The organism is Paenibacillus sp. GCM10028914, from assembly GCF_042666275.1.
In the GTDB taxonomy this organism is placed as follows: Bacteria; Bacillota; Bacilli; order Paenibacillales; family Paenibacillaceae; genus Paenibacillus_AQ.
Map to the genome: position 1 here is coordinate 529348 of NZ_JBHTFO010000018.1, position 19648 is coordinate 548995.

19 protein-coding genes and 1 pseudogene are annotated in these 19648 nt (G+C 39.0%); all 20 read left to right on the forward strand.

The window, feature by feature from the left end; genetic code table 11:
- The 20 genes and pseudogenes from ACFQV5_RS22930 to ACFQV5_RS23030 all read left to right on the forward strand — a co-directional run bounded on the left by ACFQV5_RS22930 (nucleotide 1) and on the right by ACFQV5_RS23030 (nucleotide 19645).
- The gene (locus ACFQV5_RS22930; protein ID WP_379250342.1) at nucleotides 1–1809 is read left to right on the forward strand and encodes a vWA domain-containing protein; all 1809 of its coding nucleotides are present in this window, start codon (nucleotides 1–3) and stop codon (nucleotides 1807–1809) included.
- A gap of 211 nt (nucleotides 1810–2020) precedes the next feature.
- A complete protein-coding gene (locus ACFQV5_RS22935; RefSeq protein WP_379250344.1) occupies nucleotides 2021–2878 on the forward strand; it encodes an MBL fold metallo-hydrolase in 858 nt (285 codons plus the stop codon).
- A 343-nt stretch (nucleotides 2879–3221) separates the two neighbouring features.
- Entirely contained in the window at nucleotides 3222–3572 is a 351-nt protein-coding gene (locus ACFQV5_RS22940) for a hypothetical protein (protein ID WP_379250346.1), read from the forward strand.
- A gap of 43 nt (nucleotides 3573–3615) precedes the next feature.
- Complete coding sequence (locus ACFQV5_RS22945; RefSeq protein ID WP_379250348.1) at nucleotides 3616–4086, forward strand: hypothetical protein; 471 nt, start codon at nucleotides 3616–3618, stop codon at nucleotides 4084–4086.
- Entirely contained in the window at nucleotides 4083–4817 is a 735-nt protein-coding gene (locus tag ACFQV5_RS22950; protein WP_379250350.1) for a class I SAM-dependent methyltransferase, read from the forward strand. The genes ACFQV5_RS22945 and ACFQV5_RS22950 overlap by 4 nt, the downstream gene beginning before the upstream one ends.
- Before the next feature lie 37 nt (nucleotides 4818–4854).
- Nucleotides 4855–5313 carry an NUDIX domain-containing protein gene (locus tag ACFQV5_RS22955; protein WP_379250352.1) on the forward strand — a complete coding sequence of 153 codons (459 nt, stop codon included), beginning with the start codon at nucleotides 4855–4857 and terminating at the stop codon, nucleotides 5311–5313.
- Nucleotides 5314–5770: 457 nt separating this feature from the next.
- Nucleotides 5771–6085 carry a YdcP family protein gene (locus tag ACFQV5_RS22960; protein WP_000420682.1) on the forward strand — a complete coding sequence of 105 codons (315 nt, stop codon included), beginning with the start codon at nucleotides 5771–5773 and terminating at the stop codon, nucleotides 6083–6085.
- Nucleotides 6086–6103: 18 nt separating this feature from the next.
- Nucleotides 6104–6487, forward strand: coding sequence for a YdcP family protein (locus ACFQV5_RS22965; protein ID WP_001234286.1), 384 nt, complete (start codon nucleotides 6104–6106; stop codon nucleotides 6485–6487).
- 28 nt (nucleotides 6488–6515) lie between these two features.
- Nucleotides 6516–7901 carry an FtsK/SpoIIIE domain-containing protein gene (locus tag ACFQV5_RS22970; protein ID WP_000813488.1) on the forward strand — a complete coding sequence of 462 codons (1386 nt, stop codon included), beginning with the start codon at nucleotides 6516–6518 and terminating at the stop codon, nucleotides 7899–7901.
- A gap of 177 nt (nucleotides 7902–8078) precedes the next feature.
- Nucleotides 8079–9284 carry a MobT family relaxase gene (gene mobT / locus ACFQV5_RS22980; protein WP_000398284.1) on the forward strand — a complete coding sequence of 402 codons (1206 nt, stop codon included), beginning with the start codon at nucleotides 8079–8081 and terminating at the stop codon, nucleotides 9282–9284.
- Between the two features lie 42 nt (nucleotides 9285–9326).
- Nucleotides 9327–9548, forward strand: a complete 222-nt coding sequence (locus tag ACFQV5_RS22985; RefSeq protein ID WP_001009056.1) for a hypothetical protein — start codon at nucleotides 9327–9329, stop codon at nucleotides 9546–9548.
- A gap of 116 nt (nucleotides 9549–9664) precedes the next feature.
- Nucleotides 9665–10162 (forward strand): antirestriction protein ArdA, encoded by a 498-nt coding sequence (locus ACFQV5_RS22990; protein ID WP_000342539.1) that lies wholly within the window; start codon nucleotides 9665–9667, stop codon nucleotides 10160–10162.
- The gene (locus ACFQV5_RS22995) at nucleotides 10137–10643 is read left to right on the forward strand and encodes a conjugal transfer protein (protein ID WP_000506270.1); all 507 of its coding nucleotides are present in this window, start codon (nucleotides 10137–10139) and stop codon (nucleotides 10641–10643) included. The genes ACFQV5_RS22990 and ACFQV5_RS22995 overlap by 26 nt, the downstream gene beginning before the upstream one ends.
- Nucleotides 10627–13074, forward strand: coding sequence for a conjugal transfer ATPase TcpF (gene tcpF / locus ACFQV5_RS23000; protein ID WP_000331160.1), 2448 nt, complete (start codon nucleotides 10627–10629; stop codon nucleotides 13072–13074). The genes ACFQV5_RS22995 and tcpF overlap by 17 nt, the downstream gene beginning before the upstream one ends.
- A gap of 2 nt (nucleotides 13075–13076) precedes the next feature.
- On the forward strand, nucleotides 13077–15254 hold the full coding sequence (locus tag ACFQV5_RS23005; protein WP_000804748.1) for a CD3337/EF1877 family mobilome membrane protein: 2178 nt from the start codon (nucleotides 13077–13079) through the stop codon (nucleotides 15252–15254).
- The gene (locus tag ACFQV5_RS23010) at nucleotides 15251–16252 is read left to right on the forward strand and encodes a bifunctional lytic transglycosylase/C40 family peptidase (RefSeq protein WP_000769868.1); all 1002 of its coding nucleotides are present in this window, start codon (nucleotides 15251–15253) and stop codon (nucleotides 16250–16252) included. Before ACFQV5_RS23005 ends, ACFQV5_RS23010 begins: the two co-directional genes overlap by 4 nt.
- Nucleotides 16249–17184 (forward strand): conjugal transfer protein, encoded by a 936-nt coding sequence (locus ACFQV5_RS23015; protein ID WP_001224320.1) that lies wholly within the window; start codon nucleotides 16249–16251, stop codon nucleotides 17182–17184. Before ACFQV5_RS23010 ends, ACFQV5_RS23015 begins: the two co-directional genes overlap by 4 nt.
- 283 nt (nucleotides 17185–17467) lie before the next feature.
- Entirely contained in the window at nucleotides 17468–17545 is a 78-nt protein-coding gene (locus ACFQV5_RS23020; RefSeq protein WP_078372222.1) for a tetracycline resistance determinant leader peptide, read from the forward strand.
- A gap of 15 nt (nucleotides 17546–17560) precedes the next feature.
- Nucleotides 17561–19480, forward strand: a complete 1920-nt coding sequence (tet(M), locus tag ACFQV5_RS23025; protein ID WP_104670782.1) for a tetracycline resistance ribosomal protection protein Tet(M) — start codon at nucleotides 17561–17563, stop codon at nucleotides 19478–19480.
- Between the two features lie 102 nt (nucleotides 19481–19582).
- Nucleotides 19583–19645, forward strand: a pseudogene (locus ACFQV5_RS23030) (tetracycline resistance efflux system leader peptide).
- Nucleotides 19646–19648: the final 3 nt, after the last annotated feature.

Below are 19648 nucleotides of genomic sequence, written 5' to 3' on the forward strand. Positions count from 1 at the left end.
ATGTCCAAAAAATCGACACCTCAAAATCCAGCGTTAAAGAAGTTCCAAGCAGCAGAAGAGATGATTCAAAACCATCCTATTTTTGCACCTTTATGTTCTAGGACGAGTATTGTCCATCGTGAAGATACCCCTTATCCAATTAATGGATGGGCTGCGGTTACGAAAGACGGATATATATACACCCATCCGAAACGCCGAGGTGAGACATCGGAGTGGGTATATATCTTAGCTCATTGTTTATTACATTTAGGGCTTGGTCATCTAAAGGCTAAAGAGCATCCCATTGCTTGGAATGCAGCTTGTGATGTATACATAGCCAAGTTCTTAGGTGATTTAAAGCTAGGAACGCCCCCTGCGGATATGGAGACCCGTACGGATATGCATGTAAAGGATGAAGAATCCCTATATGAACAATTTTGCGTGCATGGTGTGCCAGATAGTTTGAAGTATTTTGGTACAGCAGGTGTTGCCACTTCGGATATGGATGTACGGGATTCTACAAAGTATAGATATAGGTACTGGGACGGAGAACCCGAATGGGAAAAGTACTTTGCCATGGGGTTATCTAATGCGGTCACAAGTGCAGTTAGTGTAGCGGGAGGACACTCTGCTTCGCTAATGGATTTTACGAATGTGAAGAGCGCTGCACAGCGGGCACAGAAGTGGTTCATGGATCGTTATCCGCTGCTCGGTGCACTTGCCTCCGGTTTCACAATTATTGAGGATCAAACGATCTGCCAACGATTAAGCATTTCCGTTGCGGCTATTGATGTTGTAGAACGTGAAATTTATATGAATCCAGCAGCAGGGTTAACCGATGAAGAATATATTTTTGTGATGGCGCATGAGTTATTACATGCGGGTCTTCAGCATCATGAACGCTGCCAGGGCCGTGATCCTTATCTGTGGAATGTAGCTTGTGACTATGTCATTAACCTTTGGCTTATAGAAATGCAGGTTGGTGAATATCCTCGAATTGGTCTACTGTTAGATCCGGAGCTAAAAGGATTATCTGCAGAATCGATTTATGACAAAATGGTAGGAGATATTCGCCTATATCGGAAATTAGCTACGCTTCGCGGCAATGGATTAGGCGATATGATTGGTAAAGGTGATCCTGCGCTATGGGATGTTCGAAATGGCCGGACACTAGATGATTTTTGCAAAAATGCACTTCAACAAGGTTTAATGTATCACGAAGAGCAAGCAAGAGGATTGCTTCCATCTGGACTTGTAGAAGAAATTCGGGCGCTTGGTCAACCTCCGATTCAATGGGACGTTGAACTAGCAAGGTGGTTTGATTCGTACTTCTCTCCACTTGAAAAGACACGGTCCTATGCCCGTGTAAGTCGCCGTCAATCTTCTACTCCAGATATCCCAAGACCGAAGTGGGTTGATAGCGGATCATCGGAGGATGGTCGTACATTCGGCGTGATTTTGGATACGTCTGGTTCAATGGATAAAAAAATACTCGCTAAGGCGCTTGGCGCCATTGCTAGCTATGCACAGGCACGAGATGTACCTTTTGCTCGTCTTGTGTTCTGCGATGCAGCTCCTTATGATGCTGGTTATGTTGCACCTGAGACAATAGCCGATCGTGTTCAAGTCAGAGGCAGAGGGGGAACCATACTGCAGCCTGCGATTGATTTAATCTCTCGTGCTGAAGATTTCCCGAAAAACGGCCCACTATTAATTATTACAGATGGTTATTGTGATCGATTAGTTATTAGGCGAGAACATGCGTATTTACTGCCTAAAGGAAATGATTTGCCATTTTCCCCTAAAGGTCCTGTATTCCGCATCGATTAAGTTGAATGACATCCACAGTTTAGTGGATGACGAAATAATGGAAGTTAAAAATTACTTATTATGTTAAAATATGAATTAGATAAATCCTATTGTCTATTTCAGGAGGTGATTCCATTGGTAAAAAAATAAGATGAGAAAATCTAATTGTTAAAAATAAATTAGCATGCAGATTTTCTCTATTATTGAGAATCCAAAATAGAGGAGCATTAACATGCTAAATAAAATAAGTGAATCGATCTATTATTCGTCGCATCAAAATGATCAAGAAAGACCCGTTTTAGGGCTAGTGTGTGGGGATGAATACAGTTTAGTCGTAGATGCTGGAAATTCAGTTCAACACGCAAGAGATTTTTTACATGAAGTAGAAAAGTTGAATCTGCCACCAATTAAATACTTGGTCATAACACATGCGCATTGGGATCATTTCTTAGGGATGAATGAGTTTGGAGCTACGATTATTGTTAACAGTCTAACTAATCAAATGTTGAATGATTGGCGAAACTATTCATATGATGATCGCTCGCTTAAGGAATACGTTGATTCCAAGAAAATGTCTTCTCAATGTGTGGAAATTATTCAGAATGAAATACCCGAGAGAGACACCTTTCAATTAAGTACACCTGATATCATATTTGAAAAGTCTCTTCATCTGGATTTGGGCAACAAGATTTGTGTTCTTGAAACCATTAGAAGTACCCATACGAATGATTCAACAATCGTTTATGTTCCAGATGAGAAAGTTTTATTTCTAGGTGATAGTCCTTATGGCACAACTAAAAATTCGTTATATCACTTTAAAGAGTCTATTTTATTGCCTATGATCGAGGATATCCAGAAATATGATGCAATTCATTTTTTACTTGGTCACGAGTCCATTTGTGACTTAGAGGAGATGGATACATATTGGAAAGAGCTTATCTCCGCTTGTAAAGCTGCACAATCCACATCAATTGAGGAAGCTGTAGAGTGCTTTGAAAGAGATAACAATAGAAAACCAAATGATGATGAACATTTCTTCTTAAAAGCATTTGTTAATGATCAGATATTAAAATTAATGGGAACTGAATAGAAAAGCTGCTCAATCCAACAAACGCCCCAGCCAATGATACGAGTAATCTACGGTTGGGGCGTTTTATGAAACATAGACAATACTAACAATAAGGAGGTGGTACTGAAGAATGAAACTCATTAGAAATTTTTTTCTGGTTGTTGTGAACCTCATTGGAACTCTGTGGGTTGGAGCGAGTAGAAAACCAGAATTTTATGACAAATATTCTAAAACAAAGACGAGGATTGGATACATTTTCTTTGTTTCACTTGCCACTCTCGTAACTGTTGGCATCATTGCATGGTTGTATAAAAGAATATACTGATATCTTAACTTGCAGTCGCCCAAAGGAGTTGAGACAAGAATGGACCGTTATCTTAGTGAGGACGGTTATTTTTTTTCTGATAGCTTGGAAGCGTATATTAAGAAAGGACTCGATATGAGAATAATATTAGTATTATTGTTTTGTAGCGTCTTAATGATCGGATGTTCAGAAAATTTGGGTGAAGAGTTTACCATTCGTGGTGAAATTACATCGATTGATCCAGAAAACAAACAGATCTTTATTGACGGCACACCAGTTATTGTAAAGAATATAGAAGATTTTAAAGTCGGGGAAATACTCGAAGCTAAATTGAGAAGTAAAAGCTCAAACGATTATTATAATCCGAAAGACATAGAGATAATTTCATTAATTAAAATAGAGCAACAATAATGACAGGATTGGCTAAGAAAACATATAACAAAGGAAGTGCACCATGAAGTTAATGCCAGAATACGCACAAATATTAATTGTTGGAGTCGTTTACAAGGAATCATGGGCCTGGTATATAACAGAAAGAGAATATTGGTTTTTGAATATAGAAATGGAAGATAGGTTTGGAATCGAGCTTCTTAATGAATTAACTGCGGAGTACTTTCTCCATAAAATAGAAGAATATAAAGTGTCAACAATTCAATTGACTAGTATGATTGTAGAGCTTAATGATGTTTTTCAGAATTACGATGAAGTGTTAGAGTTTTTACCAACAATCTATGTGGATTTTGATAAGAGAGAACTTTTTTCTTTATTTCCAGAACCTATTTATTTTGAGAATTATGTTCCAGAAGGTTGGATAGGCGAATATAAAGACTTTTTCGAGTTAGTACCCGGTACGGAAAGATATTGGATCGTAGACAATGAAAATCTATTTGATCAATTATATAAAAGGCTGGGGGTAATCCAATGACAGAGAAAACAATTAGATCATGTGAAGACTTATTGAATATGCTGGATCAAAAGTTTCGTACACCTGAACAATTCTGGGATCCCTTTTATACGAATCGGGAGAAGGCTATTCCGTTTTTTAAGAATGCTCCAGATGAGAATTTGGTATCTTATGTCGACAGAAATCTTATTCAACCAGGTAAAGCCATGGATTTAGGATGTGGTCCAGGCAGGAACTCTATTTATTTAGCTAAACAAGGATTTGATGTTGTGGGTTACGACATTTCAAACGTAGCAGTTCAGTGGGCACGGGATCGTGCAGAAGAAAGTAAGTTGAATATACGATTTGAGTGCAAATCAGCATTCGAAATTGAAGCCCTTGAACAATTCGACCTTGTTTATGATTCAGGTTGCTTACATCATCTCTTACCTCATCGAAGAATACAGTACATTGAGATGATTTATCGCTCTTTGAAGCCAAGAAGTTATTTTGGAATTACATGTTTTAGACCTGGGTTTGGTGATCAGGGTGGACCGGTTCGGGAAATGTCTGATTGGGATGTGTATGAAGAAGGGACTATGAATGGTGGCTTAGCATTCTCAGAGGAGAAAATCAAATATATTCTGGAACCATATTTTGAATGTATCGAATTCAGGGCAGTGGAACAACAGGCTAATGAAGAAGTTTTCGGAGTACCCTTCTTATGGGCGTCTCTGTGGAGGAAGAAGGAAGCAGAAGCCTCACATCTATAATTTGCGCAGAGAATCGTTCCAGGTGGAGGAATGGATTATGAGAATATTAGTGACTGGTGGAGCTATTATACAAGATAACGAAGGTAGAATATTACTTCAAAGAAGATCAGATTATGGCGATTGGGGACTTCCTGGTGGTGGGATGAATGCAGGCGAGTCCATTGAGGAAACGATGATACGGGAAGTGTTTGAAGAGACAGGGCTAGAAGTTAGCCAATATGAACTTTATACCGTTTATAGTGGTTCTCGTATGAAGTATACATATCCAGATGGAAATAAAGTCGTTTTTGTCATGTTTATTTTTAATGCGAAGGTAGATTTAGAAGGGAAAATTGCTGAGGATAATAGAACTCTTATTTATACAGATCATAATCAAGAATCGTTAAAGCTAGAATTTAAATCAATTGAAGAAATTAATATAGAAGATATAAGTACAGTACAAAGACCTGTATTTGAAGATCTGAAAAGAGAAGTACGAACCTTATTGAGAACCTAAAACATCAATGAAAAGAGGAAATATGACTAATTTTTATTTAAATTTATTTGGACTACTGATTGTACTCTTATCCGTTATATGTATAGTTGTTTTCTGTGTGAAATTATTGTTTTTTTATATAAAAAATAGCATAAAAATCTAGTTATCCGCATAAAAACTGGACTTATCACACTTTATCAAGGTCAAAACCACTCAATTTACTACTAATTTACTACTTATGAATGAGCTTTGATACGACGATTTATCCTTGAAAAGTGAAGATATAAAGATACTTCCAATAAAATTTGAATATTTAATAGGTAGACACTTCAAAAAATGAGGTGTCTATTTTTTTACCCGATTTTGAAAGGAAGTGAACTTATGAAAACAAAAAATCAAGAATCAAAAGGTCGTTCCCCACTCTTTAAGACCATCAAACATTCATTCAGCCAATAAAAAAGAAAGGATAGGTAAAAATATGGAACTTAAATTTGTGATTCCCAACATGGAAAAAACATTCGGCAATTTAGAATTTGCTGGCGAGGATAAAGTCGTTCAGCGAAGAATCAACGGACGGCTAACTGTCTTATCAAGAAGCTATAATCTCTATTCTGATGTTCAAAGAGCAGATGATATTGTGGTGGTGCTTCCTGCTGAAGCTGGCGAAAAACATTTCGGCTTTGAGGAACGTGTGAAGTTAGTCAATCCACGTATTACCGCAGAGGGCTACAAAATCGGCACTCGTGGTTTTACAAATTACCTTTTACATGCTGACGACATGATAAAAGAATAAAGAAAGAGAGGAAAAATGATGAGATTAGCAAATGGCATTGTATTAGATAAAGACACGACTTTTGGAGAATTGAAATTCTCTGCTCTACGTCGTGAAGTGAGAATCCAAAATGAAGACGGGTCGGTTTCAGATGAAATCAAGGAACGTACCTATGACTTAAAATCCAAAGGACAAGGACGCATGATTCAAGTAAGTATTCCTGCCAGCGTGCCTTTGAAAGAGTTTGATTATAACGCACGGGTGGAACTTATCAATCCCATTGCGGACACCGTTGCTACTGCCACCTATCAAGGAGCAGATGTTGACTGGTATATCAAGGCAGACGATATTGTGCTGACAAAGGATTCTAGTTCATTCAAAGCTCAACCACAAGCAAAGAAAGAACCGACACAAGACAAATAGTCGCTAGGTAGAAAGGAGACTTTTTCGCATGAAACAGCGTGGTAAAAGGATTCGCCCATCTGGTAAAGATTTAGTCTTTCATTTTACGATAGCGTCACTCCTGCCTGTTTTCCTGCTGGTTGTCGGACTGTTTCATGTGAAGACAATCCAGCAGATCAACTGGCAGGATTTTAACCTATCACAAGCAGATAAGATTGACATTCCCTATTTAATTATCAGTTTCAGTGTCGCAATTCTTATCTGCTTGCTGGTAGCGTTTGTATTCAAACGGGTTCGCTATGATACGGTTAAACAACTTTACCACCGTCAAAAACTGGCAAAGATGATACTTGAAAACAAGTGGTATGAATCTGAACAGGTCAAAACAGAGGGTTTCTTTAAAGATAGTGCTGGTCGTACAAAGGAAAAGATAACCTACTTCCCTAAAATGTATTATCGACTTAAAAATGGCTTGATACAGATACGGGTGGAAATCACGCTGGGAAAATATCAAGACCAACTCTTACACTTGGAAAAGAAATTAGAGAGTGGCTTGTACTGTGAGCTGACGGATAAAGAGTTAAAGGATTCCTATGTGGAATATACTTTGCTCTATGACACCATAGCCAGTCGTATTTCTATTGATGAAGTAGAAGCTAAAGATGGTAAACTTCGCTTAATGAAAAACGTATGGTGGGAATATGATAAGCTCCCTCATATGTTGATTGCTGGTGGTACAGGTGGCGGTAAAACTTACTTTATACTGACACTGATTGAAGCCTTGCTTCATACAGATTCAAAACTGTATATTCTTGACCCGAAAAATGCTGATCTTGCGGACTTAGGTTCTGTGATGGCAAATGTCTACTATAGAAAAGAAGACTTGCTTTCTTGCATTGAAACATTCTATGAAGAAATGATGAAACGTAGTGAGGAAATGAAGCAGATGAAGAACTATAAGACTGGCAAAAATTATGCTTACTTAGGTCTCCCGGCACACTTCTTAATCTTTGATGAATACGTCGCTTTCATGGAAATGCTGGGAACAAAAGAAAACACCGCAGTTATGAATAAGCTGAAACAGATTGTCATGTTAGGTCGTCAAGCTGGCTTCTTTCTAATACTGGCTTGTCAACGTCCAGACGCAAAATATTTAGGCGACGGAATCCGTGATCAGTTTAATTTCAGAGTGGCTTTAGGTCGTATGTCTGAAATGGGCTATGGCATGATGTTTGGCAGTGACGTACAAAAGGATTTCTTCTTAAAGCGAATCAAAGGTCGTGGCTATGTTGATGTAGGAACAAGTGTCATATCAGAGTTTTATACTCCCCTTGTACCAAAAGGATATGATTTCTTGGAGGAAATTAAAAAGTTATCCAACAGCAGACAGTCCACGCAGGCGACGTGCGAAGCGGAAGTCGCAGGTGTGGACTGATCTTGCTGGCTGGTGTGGCAATAGCCACGCCAGCACTTAACCCCCCGTATCTAACAGGGGGGTACAAATCGACAGGAAACAGTCAAAAAAACATTAGAAAATCCTTTGGTTACAAGGGATTTACAAAATTTCAGCGTATGTCAAATGGGCTTTAAAAGTTGACATACGCCTTTTTGATTGGAGGGATTTTTACTGAATGAACAAACTTGGTTACAGCATTTAAAAGAAAAACGCTTGGCTTATGGACTATCTCAAAACCGTTTAGCTGTTGCGACTGGTATTACAAGGCAGTATCTAAGCGATATTGAAACAGGAAAAGTCAAGCCATCAGAGGATTTACAGCAGTCCCTTTGGGAAGCTCTGGAACGCTTCAATCCCGACGCTCCCCTTGAAATGCTGTTTGATTATGTAAGAATTCGCTTTCCGACAACAGACGTACAGCAGGTGGTCGAAAACATCTTACAACTGAAACTGTCCTATTTTCTTCATGAGGACTATGGTTTCTATTCTTATTCAGAGCATTATGCTTTAGGCGACATATTCGTCCTTTGCTCCCATGAACTGGACAAAGGAGTTCTGGTGGAATTGAAAGGTCGTGGGTGCAGACAATTTGAAAGCTATCTTCTGGCACAACAAAGAAGCTGGTATGAGTTCTTTATGGACGTTTTGGTGGCTGGCGGTGTGATGAAACGCCTTGACCTTGCCATTAACGATAAGACAGGGATTTTAAATATCCCTGTACTCACTGAAAAGTGCCAACAGGAAGAATGTATCTCCGTCTTCCGCAGTTTTAAAAGCTATCGCAGTGGCGAACTGGTACGCAAAGAGGAAAAGGAATGTATGGGAAACACCCTCTATATCGGTTCATTACAAAGTGAAGTTTATTTCTGTATCTATGAAAAGGACTACGAGCAGTACAAGAAAAATGATATTCCCATTGAAGACGCAGAAGTAAAAAACCGTTTTGAGATTCGATTGAAAAATGAGCGTGCCTATTATGCAGTCCGTGATTTACTCGTCTATGACAATCCAGAGCATACCGCCTTTAAAATTATCAATCGGTATATCCGTTTTGTAGATAAAGACGATTCCAAACCTCGTTCTGATTGGAAACTGAATGAAGAATGGGCTTGGTTTATTGGGAACAATCGTGAACGATTAAAACTAACCACAAAACCAGAGCCTTACTCCTTCCAAAGGACGCTGAACTGGCTATCTCATCAAGTTGCCCCGACCTTAAAGGTTGCGATTAAACTTGATGAAATCAACCAGACGCAGGTTGTAAAAGACATTCTCGACCATGCGAAACTGACAGACCGACACAAGCAGATTTTGAAGCAACAGTCAGTAAAAGAACAGGACGTGATAACAACAAAAAAATAACTCAAATACAAATTCATTGAATATAGAGAGGAGAACATTTTTATGAATTTTGGACAAAACCTTTATAACTGGTTTCTATCAAACGCTCAATCACTGGTGCTTTTAGCAATCGTTGTGATTGGCTTGTATCTTGGCTTCAAGCGTGAGTTTAGCAAACTGATTGGCTTTTTAATTATTGCGATTATTGCGGTTGGCTTAGTCTTCAACGCTGCTGGAGTAAAAGACATTTTACTAGAGCTATTCAATCGCATTATTGGTGCTTAAATAAAACCGTTCTTTTGTGGAATATAAGTGGTTTTCTTATGTTCCGCAAAGGAATGGTACACCAAACGAAGTGCGGTAGGGATTTTTGAATCTCTACAAAGAAAGGACGTGAATATATGGACGATATGCAAGTCTATATTGCGAATTTAGGCAAATACAATGAGGGCGAATTGGTCGGTGCGTGGTTTACCTTTCCCATTGACTTTGAGGAAGTCAAAGAGAAAATCGGCTTGAATGATGAATATGAGGAATACGCCATTCATGACTACGAGTTACCCTTTACGGTTGACGAATACACTTCCATTGGCGAACTCAATCGACTATGGGAAATGGTATCGGAATTACCCGAAGAATTACAATCGGAGCTATCTGCTCTGCTCACTCATTTTTCAAGCATTGAAGAACTAAGCGAACATCAAGAGGATATTATCATTCATTCCGATTGTGATGATATGTATGACGTGGCACGCTACTACATTGAAGAAACGGGTGCTTTAGGCGAAGTACCAGCTAGTCTTCAAAACTATATTGATTATCAAGCCTATGGTCGGGATTTAGACCTTTCAGGAACGTTTATCTCAACCAATCATGGGATTTTTGAAATCGTCTATTAAATCTGTCGGTACATTACTACTGGCAGATTTTCTATTTTACGGGGTGGCTCAATCAGCTACCCCTATTTTTTATGAAAGGATTGATTACATGAAGAAAATACGAAGCTATACCAGTATCTGGTCTGTGGAAAAGGTACTGTATTCTATCAATGATTTTAGACTTCCGTTTCCCATAACCTTTACGCAAATGACATGGTTTGTCGTGTCACTCTTTGCAGTGATGATACTTGGCAACTTGCCCCCTCTTTCCATGATAGAGGGAGCATTTCTCAAATACTTTGGGATTCCTGTGGCTTTCACATGGTTTATGTCTACAAAAACTTTTGATGGTAAAAAGCCTTATGGATTTTTGAAGTCTGTCATTGCTTATGCACTGCGACCAAAGCTGACCTATGCAGGAAAAAAAGTAACGCTTGGCAGAAACCAGCCACAAGAAGCCATTACAGCAGTTAGGAGTGAATTTTATGGCATATCCAATTAAATACATTGAAAACAATCTCGTCTGGAATAAAGACGGGGAATGTTATGCTTACTATGAGCTTGTTCCTTACAATTACTCATTTCTAAGTCCAGAACAGAAAATACAAGTGCATGATTCTTTCAGACAGCTTATCGCACAAAATCGTGATGGCAAAATTCATGCTTTACAAATCAGTACAGAATCCAGCATACGTTCTGCACAAGAGCGTTCCAAAAATGAAGTCACTGGCAAGCTCAAAGCGGTTGCCTATGACAAAATCGACCAACAGACAGACGCTTTAATATCCATGATTGGCGAAAATCAAGTGAACTACCGTTTCTTTATCGGCTTTAAGTTGCTTCTCAACGATCAGGAGTTTTCTATGAAAAGTCTTACCGTTGAAGCAAAAAATGCTTTGTCTGATTTTGTCTATGATGTGAACCATAAGCTGATGGGCGATTTTGTTAGTATGAGTAATGATGAAATCCTGCGTTTTCAGAAGATGGAAAAGCTCTTAGAAAATAAAATCTCTCGTCGTTTCAAAATCCGCAGGTTAGATAAGGACGACTTCGGCTATCTGATTGAACACCTTTACGGACAGACAGGCACTGCCTATGAAGAGTATGAGTACCATCTATCAAAGAAAAAGCTGGATAATGAAACGCTGATTAAATACTATGACTTGATTAAGCCTACTCGCTGTTTGGTGGAAGAAAAACAGCGATATTTGAAAATCCAGCAGGAAGATGAAACCGTCTATGTAGCTTACTTTACCATTAACAGCATTGTCGGAGAACTGGACTTCCCGTCCTCTGAAATCTTCTACTACCAGCAACAGCAATTTACATTCCCGATTGATACGTCAATGAATGTGGAAATTGTAGCGAATCGTAAAGCCCTATCTACTGTCCGCAATAAAAAGAAAGAACTGAAAGACTTGGATAACCACGCTTGGCAAAGTGATAATGAAACCAGCTCCAATGTGGCGGAAGCTCTGGAAAGTGTGAATGAGCTGGAAACCAATTTAGACCAAAGCAAGGAATCTATGTACAAGCTGTCTTATGTGGTAAGGGTATCAGCAAATGATCTTGACGAACTCAAACGTCGTTGTAATGAAGTGAAAGATTTTTATGACGATTTAAGCGTAAAACTGGTACGACCATTTGGGGATATGCTCGGCTTACATGAAGAATTTTTACCTGCCAGCAAGCGTTATATGAATGATTATATTCAATACGTGACCTCTGATTTCCTCGCTGGTTTAGGTTTTGGTGCTACTCAAATGCTGGGGGAAAATGAGGGGATTTATGTTGGCTACAGCTTAGATACTGGACGCAATGTCTATCTGAAACCTGCTCTTGCCAGTCAAGGGGTTAAGGGTTCAGTAACCAATGCGTTAGCGTCGGCTTTTGTTGGTTCGCTGGGTGGTGGTAAATCCTTTGCGAATAACCTTATCGTCTATTATGCGGTGCTTTATGGGGCACAAGCAGTGATTGTAGACCCAAAAGCAGAACGTGGCAGATGGAAAGAAACCTTGCCAGAGATTTCCCATGAAATCAATATCGTCACTCTGACTTCTGATGAGAAAAACAAAGGCTTACTTGACCCTTATGTGATTATGAAAAATCCCAAAGATTCTGAATCACTGGCTATTGATATTCTGACATTCCTTACGGGGATTTCCTCTCGTGATGGGGAACGCTTCCCAATCCTTAGAAAAGCCATTCGTGCAGTAACCAATAGTGAAGTACGAGGGTTGATGAAAGTGATTGAGGAATTACGGGTTGAGAATACGCCACTAAGTACCAGTATAGCCGACCATATCGAAAGTTTTACAGACTATGACTTTGCACATTTATTATTCAGTAATGGTTATGTGGAGCAGTCTATCAGCTTAGAAAAACAACTGAACATTATACAGGTTGCGGACTTGGTACTTCCCGACAAGGAAACTTCCTTTGAGGAATATACCACTATGGAGCTTTTATCCGTTGCTATGCTGATTGTCATTAGTACCTTTGCTTTAGACTTTATCCATACAGACCGAAGCATTTTCAAGATTGTAGATTTAGACGAAGCATGGAGCTTTTTACAGGTAGCACAAGGAAAAACACTATCTATGAAGCTGGTTCGGGCTGGTCGTGCTATGAACGCTGGGGTATATTTCGTGACCCAAAATACAGACGACCTCTTAGATGAAAAACTGAAAAATAACCTCGGCTTAAAATTTGCATTTCGTTCCACTGACCTTAACGAGATTAAAAAGACCTTAGCCTTTTTTGGTGTAGACCCAGAGGACGAAAACAATCAGAAGCGATTGCGTGATTTGGAAAACGGGCAATGCCTTATCAGTGATTTATATGGTCGTGTCGGTGTGATACAGTTCCACCCTGTATTTGAAGAACTGCTCCATGCCTTTGATACCAGACCACCTGTGCGAAAAGAGGTGTAAATGTGAAACCATCAATAGTAAACAGAATAAAATCAAACTGGACGCTGAAACGTCTAGGTAAAGTGGCAATGACAGTGGCTTTCACACTTGTGATTGCCATTTTTCTTTTAGCCATGCTGGGAACGGTGGTTCAAGCTGCGGGCTTGGTAGATGATACGGTCAATGTGGCAAATGAATACAGCCGATACCCACTTGAAAACTATCAACTGGATTTTTATGTGGATAATAGCTGGGGCTGGCTTCCGTGGAACTGGTCGGACGGGATTGGAAAACAGGTCATGTATGGACTATATGCCATTACCAATTTTATTTGGACAATCAGTTTGTATGTTTCCAATGCGACAGGTTACTTAGTACAGGAAGCCTATTCCTTAGACTTCATTTCCGCTACAGCAGATTCCATTGGTAAGAATATGCAGACCTTAGCTGGTGTGAGTGCAAACGGATTTTCAACAGAGGGTTTCTATGTTGGATTCCTCTTACTCTTGATTTTGGTTCTTGGGGTTTATGTTGCCTATACGGGACTGATAAAGAGAGAAACCACAAAGGCAATTCATGCCATTATGAATTTTGTGCTGGTGTTTATCCTATCGGCTTCCTTTATTGCCTACGCTCCCGACTACATTAAAAAAATCAATGACTTTTCATCAGACATCAGTAATGCCAGTTTATCACTTGGCACGAAGATTGTCATGCCCCATTCCGATAGTCAAGGCAAGGACAGCGTGGACTTAATCAGAGATAGCCTGTTTTCCATACAGGTTCAGCAACCGTGGCTACTGCTTCAATACAACAGTTCAGACATTGAAAGTATCGGTATTGACCGTGTGGAAAGCCTGCTCTCCACCAGCCCAGATTCCAACAATGGCGAAGACAGAGAAAAAATTGTTGCGGAAGAAATTGAAGACAGAAGCAATACCAATCTAACCATTACAAAGACCATTAACCGTTTAGGTACAGTCTTCTTCCTATTTGTCTTCAATATTGGGATTTCCATATTTGTATTCCTATTAACAGGAATCATGATTTTCTCGCAGGTACTTTTTATCATCTATGCTATGTTTCTGCCTGTGAGCTTTATTTTAAGCATGATTCCATCATTTGATGGTATGTCAAAACGAGCCATAACAAAGCTCTTTAATACCATTTTGACACGAGCTGGAATCACATTGATTATTACGACAGCATTTAGTATTTCAACCATGCTCTATACCTTATCGGCTGGTTATCCGTTCTTTTTGATTGCTTTTCTACAGATTGTGACCTTTGCAGGAATCTACTTCAAGCTGGGCGATTTAATGAGTATGTTTTCTCTACAGAGTAACGATTCTCAAAGTGTGGGAAGTCGTGTGATGAGAAAACCTCGTATGCTTATGCACGCTCACATGCACCGTCTACAGCGGAAACTTGGACGTTCCATGACTACTCTAGGGGCTGGGTCTGCCATTGTTACAGGTAAAAAAGGACAGTCGGGTTCGGGGAGTTCTGCAAGGACACAAGCAGATCACTCCCGACCAGACGGAAAGGAAAAATCAACACTTGGAAAACGTATCGGTCAAACCATCGGTACAGTAGCTGATACCAAAGACAGAATGGTAGACACTGCTAGTGGTTTGAAAGAACAGGTTAAAGATTTGCCGACCAATGCAAGATATGCAGTATATCAAGGAAAATCCAAAGTAAAAGAGAATGTCCGTGATTTAACCAGTAGTATTTCTCAAACCAAAGCGGACAGAGCCAGTGGACGCAAGGAACAGCAGGAACAAAGGCGAAAAACCATTGCGAAGCGTCGCTCTGAAATGGAACAGGTCAAACAGAAAAAACAGCCTGCTTCTTCTGTTCATGAAAGACCGACTACAAGACAAGAACAATATCATGATGAACAGACCTCAAAACAGTCTAATATTCAGACTTCATATAAGGAATCTCAACAAGCCAAACAAGAGCGTCCAGCAGTTAAGTCCGATTTTTCAAGTCCAAAAGTGGAACGCCAAGGCAATACCGTTCAAGAAAAAACCGTTCAAAAGCCAGCAACTTCAACCACTACAGCAGATAGAACTTCACAACGTCCAATCACAAAAGAACGTCCGTCTACTGTTCAAAGAGTACCACTACAAAATACAAGAAGTAGACCACCAATCAAAACCGCCACCATTAAGAAAGTCGGTAAGAAACCATGAAGTTGAAAACTTTAGTGATTGGTGGTTCTGGATTATTCTTGATGGTCTTCTCACTGCTTCTGTTTGTTGCCATTTTATTTTCAGATGAACAGGACAGCGGAATTTCCAATATTCATTATGGAGGTGTGAATGTTTCCGCAGAAGTGCTGGCTCATAAGCCTATGGTAGAAAAATATGCCAAAGAATATGGCGTTGAAGAATATGTCAACATACTTCTTGCGATTATACAGGTGGAATCGGGCGGTACTGCGGAAGATGTTATGCAGTCCTCGGAATCCCTCGGTCTTCCACCTAATTCATTGAGTACAGAAGAATCCATTAAGCAAGGTGTGAAGTATTTCAGTGAATTATTAGCCAGTAGCGAAAGGCTCAGTGTAGATTTAGAATCGGTTATCCAGTCCTACAATTATGGTGGTGGTTTCTTAGGGTATGTGGCTAATCGTGGAAATAAATATACCTTTGAACTGGCTCAAAGTTTCTCAAAAGAGTATTCAGGTGGCGAAAAAGTGTCTTACCCCAATCCCATAGCCATACCTATCAATGGGGGCTGGCGATACAACTATGGCAATATGTTTTATGTGCAACTGGTAACGCAGTATCTTGTCACAACAGAGTTTGATGATGATACGGTACAAGCCATCATGGACGAAGCACTGAAATATGAGGGCTGGCGATACGTTTACGGTGGAGCTTCCCCGACTACTTCTTTTGATTGTAGCGGACTGACACAATGGACGTATGGAAAAGCTGGAATTAACTTACCACGAACCGCACAACAGCAATATGATGTGACCCAGCATATCCCACTATCGGAAGCACAAGCTGGCGATTTGGTTTTCTTTCATTCTACCTATAACGCTGGCTCTTATATTACTCATGTTGGGATATACCTTGGCAATAACCGTATGTTTCATGCAGGCGACCCAATCGGTTATGCCGACTTAACAAGCCCCTACTGGCAACAGCATTTAGTGGGAGCAGGACGAATCAAACAATGAGAAAGGAAGATTTAATGATGAAATTTAGAAAAAATCAGAATAAAGAAAAACAGATACCAAAGGAAAAGAAACCTCGTGTCTACTATAAGGTCAATCCTCATAAAAAGGTTGTGATTGCCTTGTGGGTACTTTTAGGGCTTAGTTTCAGCTTTGCGATATTCAAGCACTTTACAGCTATAGATACTCATACTATTCACGAAACAACTATCATAGAAAAGGAATATGTTGATACTCATCATGTAGAAAATTTTGTAGAGAACTTTGCGAAAGTCTACTATTCATGGGAGCAATCCGATAAGTCCATTGATAATCGAATGGAAAGTCTAAAAGGCTATCTGACAGATGAACTTCAAGCTCTCAATGTTGATACAGTACGCAAAGATATTCCTGTATCGTCTTCTGTAAGAGGATTTCAGATATGGACGGTAGAGCCAACTGGCGACAATGAGTTTAATGTAACCTACAGTGTAGACCAGCTCATTACAGAGGGAGAAAATACAAAGACCGTCCACTCTGCTTATATAGTGAGTGTCTATGTAGATGGTTCTGGAAATATGGTACTGGTTAAGAATCCGACCATTACCAACATACCTAAGAAATCAAGTTATAAACCAAAAGCCATTGAAAGTGAGGGGACGGTTGATTCCATTACAACCAATGAAATCAATGAGTTTTTAACGACGTTCTTCAAGCTCTATCCTACAGCGACAGCCAGTGAACTTTCCTACTATGTGAATGACGGGATATTAAAACCAATCGGAAAAGAGTACATCTTTCAAGAACTGGTAAATCCTATTCACAATCGTAAGGATAATCAAGTCACGGTATCGCTGACAGTGGAGTATATCGACCAGCAGACCAAAGCAACGCAGGTATCTCAATTTGATTTGGTACTTGAAAAGAACGGGAGTAATTGGAAGATTATAGAATAACAAATATTGGTACATTATTACAGCTATTTTGTAATCACGTACTCTCTTTGATAAAAAATTGGAGATTCCTTTACAAATATGCTCTTACGTGCTATTATTTAAGTATCTATTTAAAAGGAGTTAATAAATATGCGGCAAGGTATTATTAAATAAACTGTCAATTTGATAGTGGGAACAAATAATTGGATGTCCTTTTTTAGGAGGGCTTAGTTTTTTGTACCCAGTTTAAGAATACCTTTATCATGTGATTCTAAAGTATCCGGAGAATATCTGTATGCTTTGTATGCCTATGGTTATGCATAAAAATCCCAGTGATAAGAGTATTTATCACTGGGATTTTTATGCCCTTTTGGGCTTTTGAATGGAGGAAAATCACATGAAAATTATTAATATTGGAGTTTTAGCTCATGTTGATGCGGGAAAAACTACCTTAACAGAAAGCTTATTATATAACAGTGGAGCGATTACAGAATTAGGAAGCGTGGACAAAGGTACAACGAGGACGGATAATACGCTTTTAGAACGTCAGAGAGGAATTACAATTCAGACAGGAATAACCTCTTTTCAGTGGGAAAATACGAAGGTGAACATCATAGACACGCCAGGACATATGGATTTCTTAGCAGAAGTATATCGTTCATTATCAGTTTTAGATGGGGCAATTCTACTGATTTCTGCAAAAGATGGCGTACAAGCACAAACTCGTATATTATTTCATGCACTTAGGAAAATGGGGATTCCCACAATCTTTTTTATCAATAAGATTGACCAAAATGGAATTGATTTATCAACGGTTTATCAGGATATTAAAGAGAAACTTTCTATGGAAATTATAATCAAACAGAAAGTAGAGCTGCACCCTAATATTTGTGTGATGAGCTGTACGGAACCTGAGCAATGGGATGTGGTAATAGAAGGAAATGATGACCTTTTAGAGAAATATATGTCCGGTAAATCATTAGAAGCATTAGAACTCGAACAAGAGGAAATCAGAAGATTTCAGAATTGCTCCTTGTACCCTGTTTATCATGGAAGCGCAAAAAGCAACATAGGGATTGAGCAGCTTATAGAAGTGATAACGAATAAATTTTATTCATCAACATACAGAAAGAAGTCTGAACTTTGCGGAAATGTCTTCAAAATTGAATATTCGGAAGAAAGACAACGTCTTGCATATGTACGCCTTTATGGCGGAATCCTGCATTTGCGGGATTCGGTTAGAATATCGGAAAAGGAAAAAATAAAAATTACAGAAATGTATACTTCAATAAATGGTGAATTATGTAAAATTGATAAGGCTTATTCCGGGGAAATTGTTATTTTGCAAAATGAGTTTTTGAAGCTAAATAGTGTTCTTGGAGATACAAAGCTATTGCCACAGAGAGAGAGAATTGAAAATCCGCTCCCTCTGCTGCAAACAACTGTTGAACCGAGCAAACCTCAACAAAGGGAAATGTTACTTGATGCACTTTTAGAAATCTCCGACAGTGACCCGCTTCTACAATATTATGTGGATTCTACGACACATGAAATTATACTTTCTTTCTTAGGGAAAGTACAAATGGAAGTGACTTGTGCTCTATTGCAAGAAAAGTATCATGTGGAGGTAAAAATAAAAAAGCCTACAGTCATTTATATGGAAAGACCGTTAAAAAAAGCAGAGTATACCATTCACATCGAAGTGCCACCGAATCCCTTCTGGGCTTCCATTGGTTTATCTGTATCACCGCTTCCGTTGGGAAGTGGAATGCAGTATGAGAGCTCGGTTTCTCTTGGATACTTAAATCAATCATTTCAAAATGCAGTTATGGAAGGGATACGCTATGGTTGCGAACAAGGATTATATGGTTGGAATGTGACGGATTGTAAAATCTGTTTTAAGTATGGCTTATACTATAGCCCTGTTAGTACCCCAGCAGATTTTCGGATGCTTGCTCCTATTGTATTGGAACAAGTTTTAAAAAAAGCTGGAACAGAATTGTTAGAGCCATATCTTAGTTTTAAAATTTATGCACCACAAGAATATCTTTCACGAGCATATGACGATGCTCCTAAATATTGTGCGAACATCGTAGACACTCAACTGAAAAATAATGAGGTCATTCTTAGTGGAGAAATTCCTGCTCGGTGTATTCAAGAATATCGTAATGATTTAACTTTCTTTACAAATGGACGTAGCGTTTGTTTAACAGAGTTAAAAGGATATCAGGTTACCACTGGCGAACCTGTTTGCCAGCCCCGTCGTCCAAATAGTCGGATAGATAAAGTACGATATATGTTCAATAAAATAACTTAGCACATTTTATATTGTTATATAAATGTGGCTTCTTGTTAAACGAAACGAGATGAAATATTTTTTAATAAAGATTTGAATTAAAGTGTAAAGGAGGAATTAATTATGAAGTGAAATGAATGTAACAGGGTTCAATTAAAAGAGGGAAGCGTATCATTAACCCTATAAACT